At 70.8% G+C, this 15,630-nt stretch carries 13 protein-coding genes, 1 rRNA gene and 1 pseudogene; 11 read left to right on the top strand and 4 right to left on the bottom strand.

The window, feature by feature from the left end; translation table 11 throughout:
- Window positions 1–448: 448 nt before the first annotated feature.
- On the top strand, window positions 449–1,267 hold the full coding sequence (locus FHX73_RS06745; protein ID WP_145904113.1) for a hypothetical protein: 819 nt from the start codon (window positions 449–451) through the stop codon (window positions 1,265–1,267).
- 7 nt (window positions 1,268–1,274) lie between these two features.
- Here FHX73_RS06745 and FHX73_RS06740 read toward each other — a convergent pair whose 3' ends face one another.
- The gene (locus FHX73_RS06740; protein WP_145904112.1) at window positions 1,275–2,585 is read right to left on the bottom strand and encodes a D-arabinono-1,4-lactone oxidase; all 1,311 of its coding nucleotides are present in this window, start codon (window positions 2,583–2,585) and stop codon (window positions 1,275–1,277) included.
- 112 nt (window positions 2,586–2,697) lie between these two features.
- Window positions 2,698–3,975 (bottom strand): MFS transporter, encoded by a 1,278-nt coding sequence (locus tag FHX73_RS06735; protein ID WP_246213391.1) that lies wholly within the window; start codon window positions 3,973–3,975, stop codon window positions 2,698–2,700.
- Window positions 3,976–4,078: 103 nt separating this feature from the next.
- Between FHX73_RS06735 and FHX73_RS06730 the strand changes: the two genes are divergently transcribed.
- Both FHX73_RS06730 and FHX73_RS06725 read left to right on the top strand, forming a co-directional pair.
- Window positions 4,079–5,215, top strand: coding sequence for a ferrochelatase (locus FHX73_RS06730; RefSeq protein ID WP_145904111.1), 1,137 nt, complete (start codon window positions 4,079–4,081; stop codon window positions 5,213–5,215).
- 48 nt (window positions 5,216–5,263) lie between these two features.
- On the top strand, window positions 5,264–6,067 hold the full coding sequence (locus FHX73_RS06725; protein ID WP_246213390.1) for an inositol monophosphatase family protein: 804 nt from the start codon (window positions 5,264–5,266) through the stop codon (window positions 6,065–6,067).
- Window positions 6,068–6,238: 171 nt separating this feature from the next.
- Here the strand turns inward: FHX73_RS06725 and FHX73_RS06720 are convergent, their stop codons facing one another.
- On the bottom strand, window positions 6,239–6,421 hold the full coding sequence (locus tag FHX73_RS06720; protein WP_145904110.1) for a hypothetical protein: 183 nt from the start codon (window positions 6,419–6,421) through the stop codon (window positions 6,239–6,241).
- A 468-nt stretch (window positions 6,422–6,889) separates the two neighbouring features.
- On the opposite strand from FHX73_RS06720, the gene FHX73_RS06715 reads away from it, so the two are divergent.
- The 4 genes from FHX73_RS06715 to FHX73_RS06700 all read left to right on the top strand — a co-directional run bounded on the left by FHX73_RS06715 (window position 6,890) and on the right by FHX73_RS06700 (window position 10,847).
- Entirely contained in the window at window positions 6,890–7,543 is a 654-nt protein-coding gene (locus FHX73_RS06715; RefSeq protein ID WP_145904109.1) for a response regulator transcription factor, read from the top strand.
- A 67-nt stretch (window positions 7,544–7,610) separates the two neighbouring features.
- Entirely contained in the window at window positions 7,611–8,894 is a 1,284-nt protein-coding gene (locus tag FHX73_RS06710; protein WP_145904108.1) for a sensor histidine kinase, read from the top strand.
- A gap of 189 nt (window positions 8,895–9,083) precedes the next feature.
- Entirely contained in the window at window positions 9,084–10,067 is a 984-nt protein-coding gene (locus FHX73_RS06705) for an acyl-ACP desaturase (RefSeq protein WP_145904106.1), read from the top strand.
- 483 nt (window positions 10,068–10,550) lie between these two features.
- Window positions 10,551–10,847 (top strand): DUF4193 domain-containing protein, encoded by a 297-nt coding sequence (locus tag FHX73_RS06700; RefSeq protein WP_145904104.1) that lies wholly within the window; start codon window positions 10,551–10,553, stop codon window positions 10,845–10,847.
- 196 nt (window positions 10,848–11,043) lie between these two features.
- On the opposite strand, the gene FHX73_RS06695 is transcribed toward FHX73_RS06700, so the two are convergent.
- Window positions 11,044–11,481 carry a DUF3093 domain-containing protein gene (locus tag FHX73_RS06695; RefSeq protein ID WP_145904102.1) on the bottom strand — a complete coding sequence of 146 codons (438 nt, stop codon included), beginning with the start codon at window positions 11,479–11,481 and terminating at the stop codon, window positions 11,044–11,046.
- Between the two features lie 72 nt (window positions 11,482–11,553).
- Here FHX73_RS06695 and FHX73_RS06690 point away from each other — a divergent pair, with 72 nt between their 5' ends.
- The 4 genes and pseudogenes from FHX73_RS06690 to FHX73_RS06675 all read left to right on the top strand — a co-directional run bounded on the left by FHX73_RS06690 (window position 11,554) and on the right by FHX73_RS06675 (window position 15,554).
- Window positions 11,554–12,150: a PaaI family thioesterase gene (locus FHX73_RS06690; RefSeq protein ID WP_145904100.1), complete on the top strand. Its 597-nt coding sequence runs from the start codon at window positions 11,554–11,556 to the stop codon at window positions 12,148–12,150.
- Window positions 12,147–12,611: pseudogene (gene dut / locus FHX73_RS06685) on the top strand (dUTP diphosphatase); the annotation flags it as partial. The gene FHX73_RS06690 and the pseudogene dut, both read left to right, overlap by 4 nt.
- A gap of 71 nt (window positions 12,612–12,682) precedes the next feature.
- Window positions 12,683–13,513 (top strand): DUF3710 domain-containing protein, encoded by an 831-nt coding sequence (locus FHX73_RS06680; protein ID WP_211786151.1) that lies wholly within the window; start codon window positions 12,683–12,685, stop codon window positions 13,511–13,513.
- Between the two features lie 526 nt (window positions 13,514–14,039).
- Window positions 14,040–15,554: ribosomal RNA gene (locus tag FHX73_RS06675) — 16S ribosomal RNA — on the top strand.
- Window positions 15,555–15,630: the final 76 nt, after the last annotated feature.

The following is a 15,630-nucleotide window of genomic DNA, read 5'->3' as shown; positions in this document are numbered from 1 at the left end:
GTGGCCTGTTTGGCGCGCCGTCGAAATGACGCCGCGTCAGCCTCCCGGCCGGTCCCCGCACGTGGATGTGGAGCGACGGTTCGGGTCGAGCGCCGCCGTGCGTGCCCGGTTCCGCGGCCCTCTCCCTGGCTGCCGGTGGAAAAGCAGTCGAGAGGGTGACCGAAGGCTCAGGCTCCACGAACAGTACTCCATTCGTGGCATCCGCAGGGGCGGCTCGCCGCTCAAGTCTCCCGCGATTCACGGGAATCTCAAGAGGGGGGACTCCATTGGCGGACCGCCGATCAGCTGACGGTGATCATCTTCACATATATCGACTGGAAAGAACCGGATTTTCGACCCTTGTGTCCTTCTTTGTGCACAATGGCCGCTCCAATCGGATGGAGCGAAGGCCTGGCAGGTCCGCCCGTGGGCGAATCTGACGAGATGTCGAGGATGTGGCGAAGAACAGATGTCCGAGCGGCGGGACGGAACCGGGAAGGGCCGGCGGATCGACCTGAGCCTGGCTCAGGTGGTGGCCAGTGCGCTGGCGGCGGTGGTCGGCGCGGTGCTCGCCTCGGAGCTGGGCGTGTACGGAACGATCATCGGTGCGGCGGTGGTGAGCATCGGGGCGACCTGCGGCGGTGCGGTCTTCCAGCACCTCTTCCGGCGCACCGGTGAACAACTGCGCGAGGTGACCGACCGGTCACCGATTCGCACCGTGAACGGACTTCGCCAGGTGCCGGCCGATGAGGAGGTGCCGCCGGCGCCGTGGCAGGACGAGCACGAAATGGCGGTCGACGATTCCTGGAACACCTCGCCGGTGCGCCGGGCCGGGTGGCGGTGGACCTGGAAGGGCTATGCCGCGATATCCGCACTGGTGTTCGCATTGGCAATGGTGCCGATCGTGATCGTCGAACTCGCCGCCGGAAAGAACATGCACGCGATCACCAGCGGGCAGGACGGCGGCGGCACCTCGTTCCTGCCCGAGCGCTCCGGCGGGTCCACCGACCACCGCCAGGTCCCCGCCGACCCGCCGGCCAAGCCGTCCGGCACGCCCTCCGGCGGCGCGTCCCGCGCACCCTCCGGCACTCCGTCCGGCATCCCGGTGGTGCCCGACCCGAGCGGCTCGGCCTCCGGCACCCCGTCCGCCCCGCCGAGCAGCCCCGCGTCGAGCCCGTCGACCGGCACTCCGTCGGCCACCCCGAGCGGCGGGGCGAGCGGAACGCCCACCCCCTCGGCGCAGCCGACGCCCACCCCGACCCCGGCGGCGGCCACCCCCTCGCCCTGACGGCGGGTCAGTCGCCCAGCACCCGGCGCAGGTAGGCGTTGGCGAACCGGCGCTCCGGGTCCACCCGGTCGCGCAGCGCGGTGAAGTCGCCGAAGTGCGGGTAGGCCGCCGCCAGGTACCCGGCGTCCCGGGTGTGCAGCTTGCCCCAGTGCGGGCGGCCCTGGTGGGCCGTCATCAGCTGCTCGACCGCGGTGAAGTAGCCCTGCTCGGCGGTGCCCCGGTAGAGGTGCACGGCGATGTAGACGGTGTCCCGGCCGCTCGCGGTGGAGAGCCAGAGGTCGTCGGCGGGGGCGCAGCGCACCTCCACCGGGAAGCTGATCCGCCAGTCGCCGCGCTCCACCAGCCGGCGCAGCTCGCGCAGCACCGGCACCGCCGCCTCGCGCGGCACGGCGTACTCCATCTCGATGAACCGCACCTTGCGCGGGCTGGTGAAGACCTTGTGGGCGACGTCGGTGTAGGTCCGCTCGGACCAGGCCCGGCTGGCGGCCCTGGCGATCGCGGGCACGGTGGCCGGGAACGCCCGGCCGATCCGGCAGGCGCCCTCCCAGACCGTGTTGGAGAGGAAGTCGTCCTCCAGCCAGGCCTTGAAGCCGGGCAGCGGGGCGGCCGGCCCCTGGCTGCGGTTGTTGCGCTTGGTGCTGCAGCGGTCGGTGTGCGGGAACCAGTAGAACTCGAAGTGCTCGTTCACCCGGGTCAGCCGGTCGAAGTCGGCCAGCACCTCGTCGAACCGCATCGGCGCCTCGTGCGCGGTGAGCAGGAAGGCCGGCTCCACGCCGAAGGTGATCGCGCTGACCACGCCGAGCGCGCCCAGGCCCAGCCGGGCCCCCTGGAAGAGCTCGGGCTCCTCGGTGGGCGAGCAGTGCCGCACCGAGCCGTCGGCCAGCACGATCTCCAGCGCCCGGATCTGGGCGGCCAGCGAGCCGGAGTCCCGGCCGGTGCCGTGGGTGCCGGTGCTGGTCGCGCCGGCCACCGTCTGCACCTCGATGTCGCCCATGTTGGTCAGCGAGAGGCCGGCGGCGGCCAGCAGCCGGTTCAGCCGGGCCAGTGGCAGGCCGGACTCCACCGTGACGGTGCCGGCCCCGCGGTCCAGTTCGCGCACCGCGGTCAGGCCCTCGGGGCGGACCAGCACGCCGTGGCCGGCGGCGGCGATCGCGGTGAACGAGTGGCCGGACCCCACCGCCTTGACGGTGCGTCCCTCGGCGGCCGCCCGCTTGACCTCCTCGGCCAGCTCCTCGGTCGAGCCGGGCACCGCGATGCGGCTGGGCTCGGCGCTCTGGTTGCCCGCCCAGTTGGTCCAACGGCCGGCGGTCACGGTCATGCGGTGCCTCCTGCGTCCATGCTGCACCCGAGCGGCGCTACCAGTGGGTAGGGAGCCTAGTCACGGCTCCGCCACCGGTCCATGGGTCGGAGGGGCGGGATCGGACGGTGGATCAGGAGGCCACCGCGGCGGGCTCCGGAGTGCTCGCGGGCAGGGCGCCGACCAGCCAGCGGCCGCCGGCCAGGGCCAGCAGCACGGCGCAGCCGCCGGCCGCGAGCGCGACCCGGTAGCCGGCCGCCGGACCGGCCGCGTCCACCACCACGCCGGCCAGGTAGGAGCCGCCGGCCACGCCGATGCCCAGGCCGGTGGTGGTCCAGGACATCCCCTCGGTCAGCCGGGCCGGCGGCACCAGCCGCTCGACCAGTCCGGTCGCGGTGATCATGGTCGGGGATATCGAGAAGCCGGCCAGGAAGAGCGAGGCGCCGGCCAGCACCAGGCCGCCGGTGCCGGAGCACCAGGTGGCCACCAGGCACAGCGGCAGCAGGCTGATCGCCATCAGCGCGACCCCGCGCTGGAAGCGCTGCCGGGCCGGCCCGCTCGGCCGCAGCGCGCCGACCACCACCCCGGCCAGACCGGAGCCCAGCGCGTAGACCGCCAGCACCAGGCTGGCCGCCGACTCGTGCCCCTGGGCGCGGGCGTAGGCGACGGTGACCACCTCGACCGAACTGAAGATCGTCCCGATCGCCACGAAGGTCGCGGTCAGCACCCGCAGCCCCGGCAGCCGCAGCACCGAGCCGCCGGTCGCCCGGTTCGCCGGGTGGGCCGGCGGCTCGGTGCGCTTCTGGGCGGTGAACAGCACCACCCCGACGGCCAGGAAGACGGTCGCCAGCAGCACCCCGGCCTCCGGGAAGACCGAGGTGGCGAGGCAGATGGAGAGGATCGGGCCGACGATGAAGATGATCTCGTCCACCACCGCCTCCAACGAGTAGGCGGTGTGCAGCTTCTCCGGGTCGTCCCGGTAGAGCAGCGCCCAACGGGCCCGCACCAGCGCGCCGGTGCTGCCCATCGCGCCCATCCCGATCGCGCACGGGAAGTAGCTCCAGGTCGGCCAGGAGCGCCAGGCGGCGAGCAGCAGCAGGGCCGCGGCGAGCACGCTGACCGCGGTGGCCGGGCGGACCACCCGGCGCTGCCCGTACCGGTCGACCAGTCGGGAGATCTGCGGCCCGAGCGCGGCCGAGGCCAGGGCCAGGGTCGCGGTGATCGCGCCGGCCAGCCCGTAGGAGCCGCGCAGTTCGGAGAACATGGTGACCACCCCGACCCCGACCATCGAGATCGGCAGCCGGGAGACCAGGCCGGTGGCGGAGAAGGCCAGGGAGCCGGGCGCGGCGAAGATCTGGCGGTAGCTGGACAGCACGGCTGCTCCGGGGACGGTCGGAACGGTAAGGAACATTTATCGCCATGACAGCTTACGGACAATCGCAAACGAATAAACCGGCGCGGTGACCCGCGGGGGCGGTCCGACCGCTCCGGGGCGCAGTGGCAGGATCGGGGCCATGGCTGACGCGCAGACCCTCACCGATCCGGCGCCGTACGACGCACTGCTGCTGCTCTCCTTCGGCGGCCCGGAGGGGCCCGAGGAGGTGGTGCCGTTCCTGGAGAACGTCACCCGGGGCCGGGGCATCCCGAAGGAGCGGCTGACCGAGGTCGGCAAGCACTACTTCCTGTTCGGCGGGATCAGCCCGATCAACGAGCAGAACCGCGAGCTGCTGGCCGCGCTGCGCGAGGACTTCGCCGGCCACGGCCTGGACCTGCCGGTCTACTGGGGCAACCGGAACTGGGCGCCCTACCTGGTGGACGCGCTGCGCGAGCTGGCCGAGGACGGCCACCGCCGGGTCGCGGTGCTGGCCACCAGCGCCTACGCCGGCTACTCGGGCTGCCGGCAGTACCGGGAGAACCTGGCCGACGCGCTCGCGGTGCTGGCCGAGGAGGGCCGCCCCGAGCTCACCGTGGACAAGCTGCGCCACTTCTACGACCACCCGGGCTTCGTCCGCCCGATGATCGACGCCACCCTGGCCGCGCTGGCCGAGCTGCCCGCCGAGCTGCGCGACCGGGCCGAGCTGGCCTTCACCACCCACTCGATCCCGACCTCGATGGCCGAGGCCTCCGGCGCGCCCGACGACCCGGCCCGCGGCACCCCCGGCGGCGCCTACGTCGCCCAGCACCTCCAGGTGGCCGGGCTGATCGCCGACGCGGTGGCCGAGGCCACCGGGGTGGCCGACCGCCCCTGGCAGCTGGTCTACCAGTCGCGCAGCGGCGCCCCGCACGTCCCGTGGCTTGAGCCGGACATCTGCGATCACCTGACCGACCGTCAGAAGGCTGACGCCGCAGCGGTGGTGATGGTGCCGATCGGGTTCGTCTCGGACCACATGGAGGTCAAGTACGACCTGGACACCGAGGCGGTGGCGAAGGCGGCCGAGCTCGGCCTGCCGGTGACCCGGGCGGCCACCGTGGGCGCCGACCCGCGGTTCGCCGCGGCCGTGCGCGAACTGGTGCTGGAGCGGGCCGCGGTGGAGCGCGGCGAGCCGGTGACCCGCTGCGGGCTCGGCGCACTCGGCACCACCCGGGACCGCTGCCCCGCCGACTGCTGTCCCAACCCGCGGGCGCCCCGACCGGCCGCCGCCGGCGCCTGACCGGGCCCGGCCCGTACCCCGCCCCGTCCGACCGAACGAGGGAGAACCGTGCCCGACCAGACCCTGCTGGACGAACTGCTCGACGTGGCGCTGGACGCCGCCCGGCAGGCCGGCGCGCTGCTGCGCGACGGCCGCCCGGCCGACCTCGGCGTGGCGGCCACCAAGAGCAGCCCCGTCGACGTGGTCACCGAGATGGACCTGGCCTCCGAGAAGCTGATCGTCGAGCTGATCACCGGCCGCCGCCCGGACGACGGCTACCTCGGTGAGGAGGGGGCCGAACGGACCGGCAGCAGCGGCGTGCGCTGGGTCGTGGACCCGCTCGACGGAACCGTCAACTACCTTTACGGGCTGCCCAGCTGGGGCGTCAGCGTGGCCGCCGAGCTGGACGGCGAGGCGGTCGTCGGGGTGGTCTTCGCACCGGCCAGGGGCGAGCTGTTCCACGCCGTGCTGGGGCGCGGCGCCCAGCTGGACGGGCGCCCGCTGGCGGTCCGCCCGGCGCCGCCGTGGGGTCAGGCGCTGATCGCCACCGGGTTCGGCTACGCCCTGGGCACCCGCACCCACCAGGCCGAGGTGCTGAACGGCCTGATGCCCGAACTGCGCGACATCCGCCGCGGCGGTGCGGCGGCGATCGACCTGTGCGACGTCGCGGCCGGCCGGCTCGACGGCTACTACGAGCGCGGCCTGGCCCCGTGGGACCTGGCGGCCGGCGGGCTGATCGCCCGCGAGGCCGGGGCCCGCACCGGCGGCCGCCCGGGCGCCGAGGCGGCCCGGGAGCTGGTGGTGGCGGCCCCGCCCGGCACCTTCGAGCGGCTCCGGGCGAGGCTGGAGGAGCTGGGCGCCTGGCACGACTGACGCCCGTCCCGGGCGGGCCGGTCCGGCTGGCCGACCGCTCCGACGGAACGTCAGGGTCCGGGTGCGACGAAACCCCGGCGCGAGGACCGCGCCGGGGTTTCGTCACGTATCGGGGGCCGGCTGGCCGGCCCGGAGGATCGGGGCGCCGCCCGGTGGGGCCGGCGCCCGGGGTCAGGCGCTGCGGGGCAGCGAGATCAGCGGGTCGACGCCGTGGTCGGCGGCGATCCGGCGCAGGTCTTCCAGTTCGGACTGTTCGACCTCGGCCAGGAACTCGTCCCCGGCTTCCATTGCACGGTGCAGGTCCTGCTCGGCGTTCCTTATGCGCTGCAGGATTCCGGCGGTGAAGGCGTCCATGCGGCAGACCCCCTTGCGGTGTCGGACGTGCGCGGTCGGCGTTCTCCGGGCGGGAGGGCGGTGGTCCGGCGGCTGTGCCCGACCGGTGGCTGGCTCCGGTGCGGGTACGGATGCGGCGGCAGGGCCGCGCCGCGGATGTGCTGACCCCCGACCGGTGCGGATGAACGCGCGGCGGGTGGGTGCGACCGCCTGACGGCGTGATCGCGGGTGTGCATTCGTCCTCCCCAGCCCCCGGACGGGGAAACCTCCCGGAGTGGAGAAAACCCGGAAAGTTGCCGTCGTCACATTCGGGGCCCGAACAGGGGTGCCCCGGGTCGGGGGCCGGTTCGGTTCCGCCGGGGGCCGATCGGCGGCTTACCGCTGCTTTAACCGCCCAGGGGGCAGGATGGAGGCACCGTCGGAGTCACCGGCCCGCGCACGGGGACCTTGGGCTCCCACCGCGCGTGCCCCAGAGAAGGGACAACCGCAGTGCGGGTTCTTGTCGTCGAGGACGAGCAGCTGCTCGCCGAAGCCGTGGCCACCGGCCTGCGCCGCGAGGCCATGGCCGTCGACGTGGTGTACGACGGCGAGGCCGCCCTGCAGCGGATCGCGGTCAACGACTACGACGTGGTGGTGCTCGACCGCGACCTGCCGCTGGTGCACGGTGACGACGTCTGTCGCAGCGTGGTCGAGCAGGGCCTGGCCACCCGGGTGATCATGCTCACCGCCTCCGGGGACATCAGCGACCGGGTCGAGGGGCTGGAGATCGGAGCGGACGACTACCTTCCGAAGCCGTTCGCCTTCAGCGAACTCGTCGCCCGGGTGCGCGCGCTGGGCCGGCGCGCCACCGTGCCGCTGCCCCCCGTGCTGGAGCGGGCCGGCATCAGCCTGGACCCGGGCCGCCGCGAGGTGCTCCGGGACGGCCGCTCGATCCAGCTGGCGCCCAAGGAGTTCGCGGTGCTGGAGGTGCTGATGCGGGCCGGCGGCGCCGTGGTCTCCGCCGAGCAGCTGTTGGAGAAGGCCTGGGACGAACACACCGACCCGTTCACCAACGTGGTCCGGGTGACTGTGATGACGCTGCGCCGCAAGCTCGGCGACCCGCCGGTGATCGTCACCGTGCCCGGCTCCGGCTACCGGATCTGACCCGGCGCCGCGCGAACCGCGGCACCCCCGCACGAGCCTCCACCCACCCATCCGAGGGATGACACCCATGACCACCCCGCCCACCACCGGCGGGCCCTCCGGCAGTCCCCAGCCGACGCCGGCGCGGCCCGCGCAGCCGCCGCGCCCGGCCGGGCCGCACCATCCGCCGCCGCCCGGGGACGGCCTGGGCTGGCTGCCCTTCCGGCCCACCATCCGGATCCGGCTCACCCTGCTCTACGGCGGGATGTTCCTGATGGCCGGAGTGCTGCTGCTGCTCATCACGTACTTCTTCGTCGAGCAGGCCTTCCGGGACATCACGCTCCCGCAGATCGTCACCGGTCCCGGCGTGCAGATCAGGACCCCGGACGGGCGGTTCCTGACCGGCAACGACGTCAACGTCTGGCTGTCCGACTCGCTCTCCAGCCAGTTGCACGCCGAACTGGACGTGCTGCTGCGCAAGTCGCTGATGGTGCTGATCTCGCTCGCCGTGATCGCCTTCGTGGCCGGCTACACGATGGCCGGCCGGGTGCTGCGCCCGCTCGGCCGGATCACCCGCACCGCCCGCGAGGTGGCCAGCTCGGACCTGCACCGCCGGATCGAGCTGGAGGGCCCGGACGACGAGCTCAAGGAACTGGCCGACACCTTCGACGACATGCTCGACCGGCTGCACCGCTCCTTCGACTCGCAGCGCAGGTTCGTCTCCAACGCCTCGCACGAGCTGCGCACCCCGCTGGCGATCAACCGCACCCTGCTGGAGGTGCAGCTCGCCGACCCGTCGACCTCGCCCGACCTGCAGCAGCTCGGCCGCACCCTGCTGGCCACCAACGAGCGCAGCGAGCAGATGGTGGAGGGCCTGCTGCTGCTGGCCCGCAGCGACAACGAGCTGCTCGACCGGCGCTCGGTCGAGCTCTCCGAGGTGGCGCAGCGGACGGTCGACCAGGTCCGCCCGGAGGCCACCACCCGGGAGGTGGAGATCCGCTCCGAGCTCAACCCGGTCGCGGTCTCCGGCAACGGGGTGCTGCTGGAGCGGATCGCGCTCAACCTGCTGCAGAACGCGGTCCGGTACAACCTGCCGGACGGCTGGGTGGAGATCACCACCGCGCCCGGGCCCGGCGGGGTCGGCGAGCTGGTGGTGAGCAACACCGGGCCGGTGGTGCCCGCCTACGAGCTGGAGACGATCTTCGAGCCGTTCCGCCGGCTCAAGGGGGCCGACCGGACCCGCAGCGACAAGGGCGTCGGGCTCGGCCTGTCGATCGTGCGCTCGGTGGTGCGCGCGCACGGCGGGTCGATCGAAGCCACGCCCCGTCCCGGCGGTGGCCTGACCATCAAGGTCCGGATCCCCGGCGCCTGACCGGCCGGACGCCCACGAAGCGCCCCGAGCGCGCCCCTCACCTGCGAGAAGGGGCGGCCGGGGCGCTTGTCATTTCCGGTAGGTCATACTTACGCTGCCGTAACCTACGCAGCCGTAAGGTACGCAGGCGTAGGTAAGTCGCAGTCCGAGGCACCCCGCGTGCCCCGTTGTTCACCAGGAGCCACCGCCGTGACCCTCGCCCCCGCCCAGCGCACCGCCCCCGCCGCCGCCTGGACCGACGCCAGGCTGCTGCTGGCCCTCGAAGAGGTGGTCGAGGGTGAGCTGAACCGGCACCTGAAGGTCGCCAAGGAGTGGATGCCGCACGAGTACGTCCCGTGGAGCCAGGGCCGCGACTTCGACGGCGTCATGGGCGGTGAGGCCTGGGAGCTCGGCCAGTCCAAGGTCACCCCGCTCGGCCGGGTGTCACTGGTGGTCAACCTGCTCACCGAGGACAACCTGCCCAGCTACCACCACGAGATCGCCACCATGTTCGGCCGGGACGGGGCCTGGGGGACCTGGGTGCACCGCTGGACGGCCGAGGAGGGGCGCCACGGCATCGCCATCCGCGACTACCTGCTGGCGACCCGGGCGGTCGACCCGGTGGCCCTGGAGCGGGCCCGGATGGAGCACATGGGCGCCGGCTTCGAGTCCGACAACGCGCACAGCATGCTGCACTCGGTCGCCTACGTGGCCTTCCAGGAGCTGGCCACCCGGATCTCGCACCGCAACACCGGCCACTTCTCCGGCGACCCGCTCTGCGAGCAGCTGCTGGCGAAGATCGCCAACGACGAGAACCTGCACATGGTCTTCTACCGGAACCTGCTCAAAGCGGCCCTGGAGATCGCCCCGGACCTGGCGATGCAGGCGGTCCGGGACGTGGTGACGCAGTTCCGGATGCCCGGCCACGGGATGCCCGGCTTCGAGCGCTCGGCGGCCCAGATCGCCATCGGCGGGATCTACAACCTGCGGATCCACCACGACGACGTGCTGATGCCGGTGCTGCGCCACCTGCGGGTGCTGGAGCTGACCGGGCTGGGCCCGGCGGGCCTGCAGGCGCAGCAGGAGCTCGGGCTCTACATGGACGGCCTGAACACCCAGGCGACCCGGTTCGAGGAGCGGCAGGCCGCACTGCTGGCACGTCGTGCCGCCGCGGCCGAACGGAAGGCCGGCTGAGCCGTTCCGGGGGCGTCCCGGCCGCAGGCGGTTGTTCCGTTTGGGGGCGTTTCGCCGCAAAAATACCCCGATGTGACCAAGGTCACAGTCGATCACCGGAAACATTCGGATGATCTCTCAGAGTGATCACCCGACTTGGAATGATCATTGCGCAGGGTGACCGGGTCGGACTCTTCGGGGTCACTCCCGTCGCACCGGCAATCCGCCTCCCACCTGCAACAACCCAGGTTGGCGCAGGTGGCCGGCAGGGCGTACCATCACCATCCGTATTCGAAATGACGCAGCGGACGGCCAATGACGGCCACTGTCAGCGAGCCCCTCGGGGGCGGCCCCGGTCACCTGGTCGGGGCCGTTGCTGAGTGTCGATTGAGTAACAGGGCTTGAAGTAAGGCACAATCTCGGCTTCGGGTCGGGCACAACACCGACCCCTCATGCGTTACGTGCGCTGGAGATACCGCACACACCCAGAGGGGGAGAGCGAACATGGCAACGGACTACGACACCCCACGCAAGACCGATGACGACCTCAACGAGGACAGCATCGAAGAACTGAAGGCCCGCCGGAACGAGAAGACCACCAGCTCGGTCGACGTCGATGACTTCGACTCGGCCGAGAGCCTGGAGCTTCCCGGCGCCGACCTCTCCAACGAGGAGTTGTCCGTCCGGGTGCTGCCCCGGCAGGCCGACGAGTTCACCTGCATGAGCTGCTTCCTGGTGCACCACCGCAGCCAGCTCTCGCACGAGAAGGATGGCCAGCCGATCTGCCGCGACTGCGCCTGATTCGCGGGCGGAGCGATCGGATCCCGATGGCCACGGTGCCCCGCACCGCCGGCACCCTCGGCGAACCGCCCCGACCGGCCCGCGTCAGCGGGCCGGAGGCCGATCCCGCGCCCGGGTTCGGGCGCACGTCAACGGCGAAGGGACGGTCCGTATGTGACGGACCGTCCCTTCGCCGTTCTGTGCTGTCCGGGGCCGCTCAGCCGCGGGCCGCGGTCAGCGCGGCGGCGAGCGCCTCGGGGTCACGGGTGGAGAGGTACAGGTACGGGGTCGGGTCGGCCGGGTCGGTCACCTCGACCCGCAGCGCCGTGCGCACGTAGCTGCGCAGCAGCATGAAGGCGCGCGGATCGGCCTTCACCGAGCGCCAGGCCACCGCCTCGGCGGCGTCCAGCGGCCGGGCCTCGCCCAGTGCCGAGACCGGGATCCGGGCCGCGCCCGCCACCAGGGAGCCCTGCACCACCCGGATCCGGGCCGAGCCGTAGGAGCTGAGCGCCACGGCGGCGGCAACGAAGCCCACCAGCAGGCCGATCAGCCCGGGGACCGGACCGAAGACCAGCAGGATCAGGGCCAGCGACAGGCCGGTCCCGACCGGCAGCAGCCACCAGGACCGGGGAGCGGTGAGGCGTTCGTCGTACATACGGCCATTCTGTCCCAGCCCGACATCCGGACGACCATTGCGTCCGACTTACCCGCCGGTAGGGTCGGGCGCGTGACCGTACCCCGCACCCCCACCAGCAACTTCACCACGCCGCCCGCGGGTGCCGCCGCGCCCGTGCGCCACCCCGACGCCCCCACCGCCGGAACGGCCCTCGGCTCGCACTACTCGCACTGCTTCGGCTGCGGACCGCAGCACGGCAGCGGTCTGCGGATGGACATCCGGGCCGGCGAAGGCGTCGACGTGCACGCCGAGTTCACCGTCAAGGACAACCACCAGGGCGGCCCCGGCCTGGCCCACGGCGGCCTGCTCACCACGGCGATGGACGAGACCCTCGGATCGCTCGGCTGGATGCTGCACATCGCCTCGGTCACCGGCCGACTGGAGACCGACTTCCTCCAGCCGGTCCCGGTGGACGCCGTGCTGCACATCCACGCCCGGGCGACCGGCGTGCACGGCCGCAAGATCTACTGCGAGGCCGAGGGGCGGATAGGCGGGGCCGACGGGCCGGTCGCGATCCGGGCGTCTGCGCTCTTCGTTCAGGTGAAGCTGGAACACTTCACCACGCACGGTCGTCCGGCGGACATCAAGGCCGCCAAGGACGACCCGGATCTGTTGAAGCGTGCCAGAGCTCTTGAGGTGAACCCGTGACCACCACCGCCCGTCCCCAGGTCGACGTCCTGATCCGCCGGCTCGACCCCGAGCTCCCGCTGCCCGGCTACGCGCAGCCCGGCGACGCCGGCGCGGACCTGGTCGCCGCGGTCGACGCCGACCTCGAACCCGGCGAGCGGACGGTGATCCCCACCGGTGTCGCCATCGCGTTGCCGGACGGCTACGCCGCGTTCGTGCACCCGCGCTCCGGCCTCGCAGCTCGTTGCGGAGTTGCGCTCGTGAACGCCCCAGGGACGGTCGATGCCGGGTACCGTGGTGAGATCAAGGTGATCGTCGTCAACCTGGACCCGCGCGAGCGCGTCAGCTTCCGCCGTGGGGACCGGATCGCCCAGCTGGTCATCCAGCAGGTCGAGAAGGCCCGCTTCCACGAGGTGGCCGAACTGCCCGGGTCCGCGCGTGGCGAGGGCGGGTTCGGCTCGACCGGCGGCCACGCGGCGGTTTGAGCGGCTCAAGCGTTGAGCAGGTACGAGCAGGTAATCGCATCGGTCTTGGACCGGGAAGGACAGTGACCGTGTTCCGTCGTCGCCAGAAGAGCGAGGACGCTGTCGAGCAGCTCGCCGAGGACGCCATCAGCGCCGACGAGACGGCCGATGACGTCGATGACTCCGCCGACTCCGAGAGCTTCGAGAGCGAGGACTCGACCGAGGTCGAGGAGACCGAGCTGGACCCGGCCGACCGGGTCGGCCTGCCGCCCGCGCCGCGTCCGGACGGCCCGTGGGACGTCTCCGAGCTGGAGACCCCGGCCGACGGCCGGGTGGACCTGGGCGGTCTGCTGATCCCCGGGGTCGAGGGCATGGAGCTGCGGGTCGAGGTCGCCGGCGAGGCGATCGTCGCCGCGACCCTGGTGCTCGGCAACAGCGCGATCCAGCTGCAGGCCTTCGCCGCCCCCAAGTCCGAGGGCATCTGGGGCGAGGTCCGCGAGGAGATCGCCGGCGGCATCACCGCCCAGGGCGGTCGGGTCGAGGAGGAGGAGGGCCCGCTCGGCTGGCACCTGCGGGCGCAGGTCCCGGTGCAGCTGCCGGACGGGACCCAGGGCGTGCAGCTGGTCCGCTTCGTCGGCTGCGACGGTCCGCGCTGGTTCCTGCGCGGGGTGATCTCCGGCCAGGCCGCCGTGCAGCCCGAGTCCGCCTCCGTGCTGGAGCAGGTCTTCCAGCAGACCGTCGTGGTCCGCGGCGAGACCCCGATGGCGCCCCGCGACCCGATCGTGCTCAAGCTCCCGGAGGACGCGCAGATGGTCGCCGACGGCGGTGTCGGTGCCCCCGCCGAGGGCGAGTCGCGCTTCGGTGGCGAGGCGTCGCTCAACCCGTTCCAGCGCGGCCCGGAGATCACCGAGGTCCACTGACCCGGTAGGACACCGCAGCACCCCGCAGGACCCAGCCGGCCCCGGACAGCTCGCCTGTCCGGGGCCGGTTTGACTCCGCCGAACCGGGTGCGTAATGTACTCCGGGTTGCCCCGCTGGTCGCGCGGCTTCGCCCCTTAATTCGGACTTCGATTCGAATGGGGCGGGGAAAACGGACCGGAAAGCTCTGATAGAGTTCGGGAGCGCCGAAAGGCGGAAAGCAAATCGGTTGAAATCCGGAGCCGGAAACGGAACGGAAAACATCTGATAAGCTTGAAACACGAAAGAACGAAGCGCCCGGAGAGAACGCGAGAGCGGGATCGAAGGAAGCGTCCGTTCCTTGAGAACTCAACAGCGTGCCAAAAGTCAACGCCAGATATGTTGACATCCCCGGCCTCGGTCTTCTGATCGGGGTTGGAGATTCCTTTAGTAACAAAACACTAGCGAGGACGCAGTGCACGGGGCCACCCTATTCCGGTGGTTGCTGTGCCGCTCTGCGCGGGTGTTCGCCCCGATTACGGGGAGACATTCACGGAGAGTTTGATCCTGGCTCAGGACGAACGCTGGCGGCGTGCTTAACACATGCAAGTCGAACGGTGAAGCCCTTCGGGGTGGATCAGTGGCGAACGGGTGAGTAACACGTGGGCAATCTGCCCTGCACTCTGGGACAAGCCCTGGAAACGGGGTCTAATACCGGATATTACCTTCCTCTGCATGGGGGTTGGTGGAAAGCTCCGGCGGTGCAGGATGAGCCCGCGGCCTATCAGCTTGTTGGTGGGGTAATGGCCTACCAAGGCGACGACGGGTAGCCGGCCTGAGAGGGCGACCGGCCACACTGGGACTGAGACACGGCCCAGACTCCTACGGGAGGCAGCAGTGGGGAATATTGCACAATGGGCGCAAGCCTGATGCAGCGACGCCGCGTGAGGGATGACGGCCTTCGGGTTGTAAACCTCTTTCAGCAGGGAAGAAGCGCAAGTGACGGTACCTGCAGAAGAAGCACCGGCTAACTACGTGCCAGCAGCCGCGGTAATACGTAGGGTGCGAGCGTTGTCCGGAATTATTGGGCGTAAAGAGCTCGTAGGCGGCCTGTCGCGTCGGATGTGAAAGCCCGGGGCTTAACCCCGGGTCTGCATTCGATACGGGCAGGCTAGAGTGTGGTAGGGGAGATCGGAATTCCTGGTGTAGCGGTGAAATGCGCAGATATCAGGAGGAACACCGGTGGCGAAGGCGGATCTCTGGGCCATTACTGACGCTGAGGAGCGAAAGCGTGGGGAGCGAACAGGATTAGATACCCTGGTAGTCCACGCCGTAAACGTTGGGAACTAGGTGTTGGCGACATTCCACGTCGTCGGTGCCGCAGCTAACGCATTAAGTTCCCCGCCTGGGGAGTACGGCCGCAAGGCTAAAACTCAAAGGAATTGACGGGGGCCCGCACAAGCAGCGGAGCATGTGGCTTAATTCGACGCAACGCGAAGAACCTTACCAAGGCTTGACATATGCCGGAAACGCCTAGAGATAGGCGCCCCCTTGTGGTCGGTATACAGGTGGTGCATGGTTGTCGTCAGCTCGTGTCGTGAGATGTTGGGTTAAGTCCCGCAACGAGCGCAACCCTTGTTCTGTGTTGCCAGCGAGTAATGTCGGGGACTCACAGGAGACTGCCGGGGTCAACTCGGAGGAAGGTGGGGACGACGTCAAATCATCATGCCCCTTATGTCTTGGGCTGCACACGTGCTACAATGGCCGGTACAAAGGGCTGCGATACCGTGAGGTGGAGCGAATCCCAAAAAGCCGGTCTCAGTTCGGATTGGGGTCTGCAACTCGACCCCATGAAGTTGGAGTTGCTAGTAATCGCAGATCAGCATGCTGCGGTGAATACGTTCCCGGGCCTTGTACACACCGCCCGTCACGTCACGAAAGTCGGTAACACCCGAAGCCGGTGGCCTAACCCTTGGGAGGGAGCCGTCGAAGGTGGGACCAGCGATTGGGACGAAGTCGTAACAAGGTAGCCGTACCGGAAGGTGCGGCTGGATCACCTCCTTTCTAAGGAGCACATGGCCGGATGCGAGCGAATGTCTCGCACGGTTGCTCATGGGTGGAACGTTGACTATTCGGCACA

It is taken from the genome of Kitasatospora viridis (assembly GCF_007829815.1).
Classification (GTDB): Bacteria; Actinomycetota; Actinomycetes; order Streptomycetales; family Streptomycetaceae; genus Kitasatospora; species Kitasatospora viridis.
Note: the sequence above shows the minus strand (reverse complement) of the source record. Positions and strands in the feature narration are given on the sequence as shown.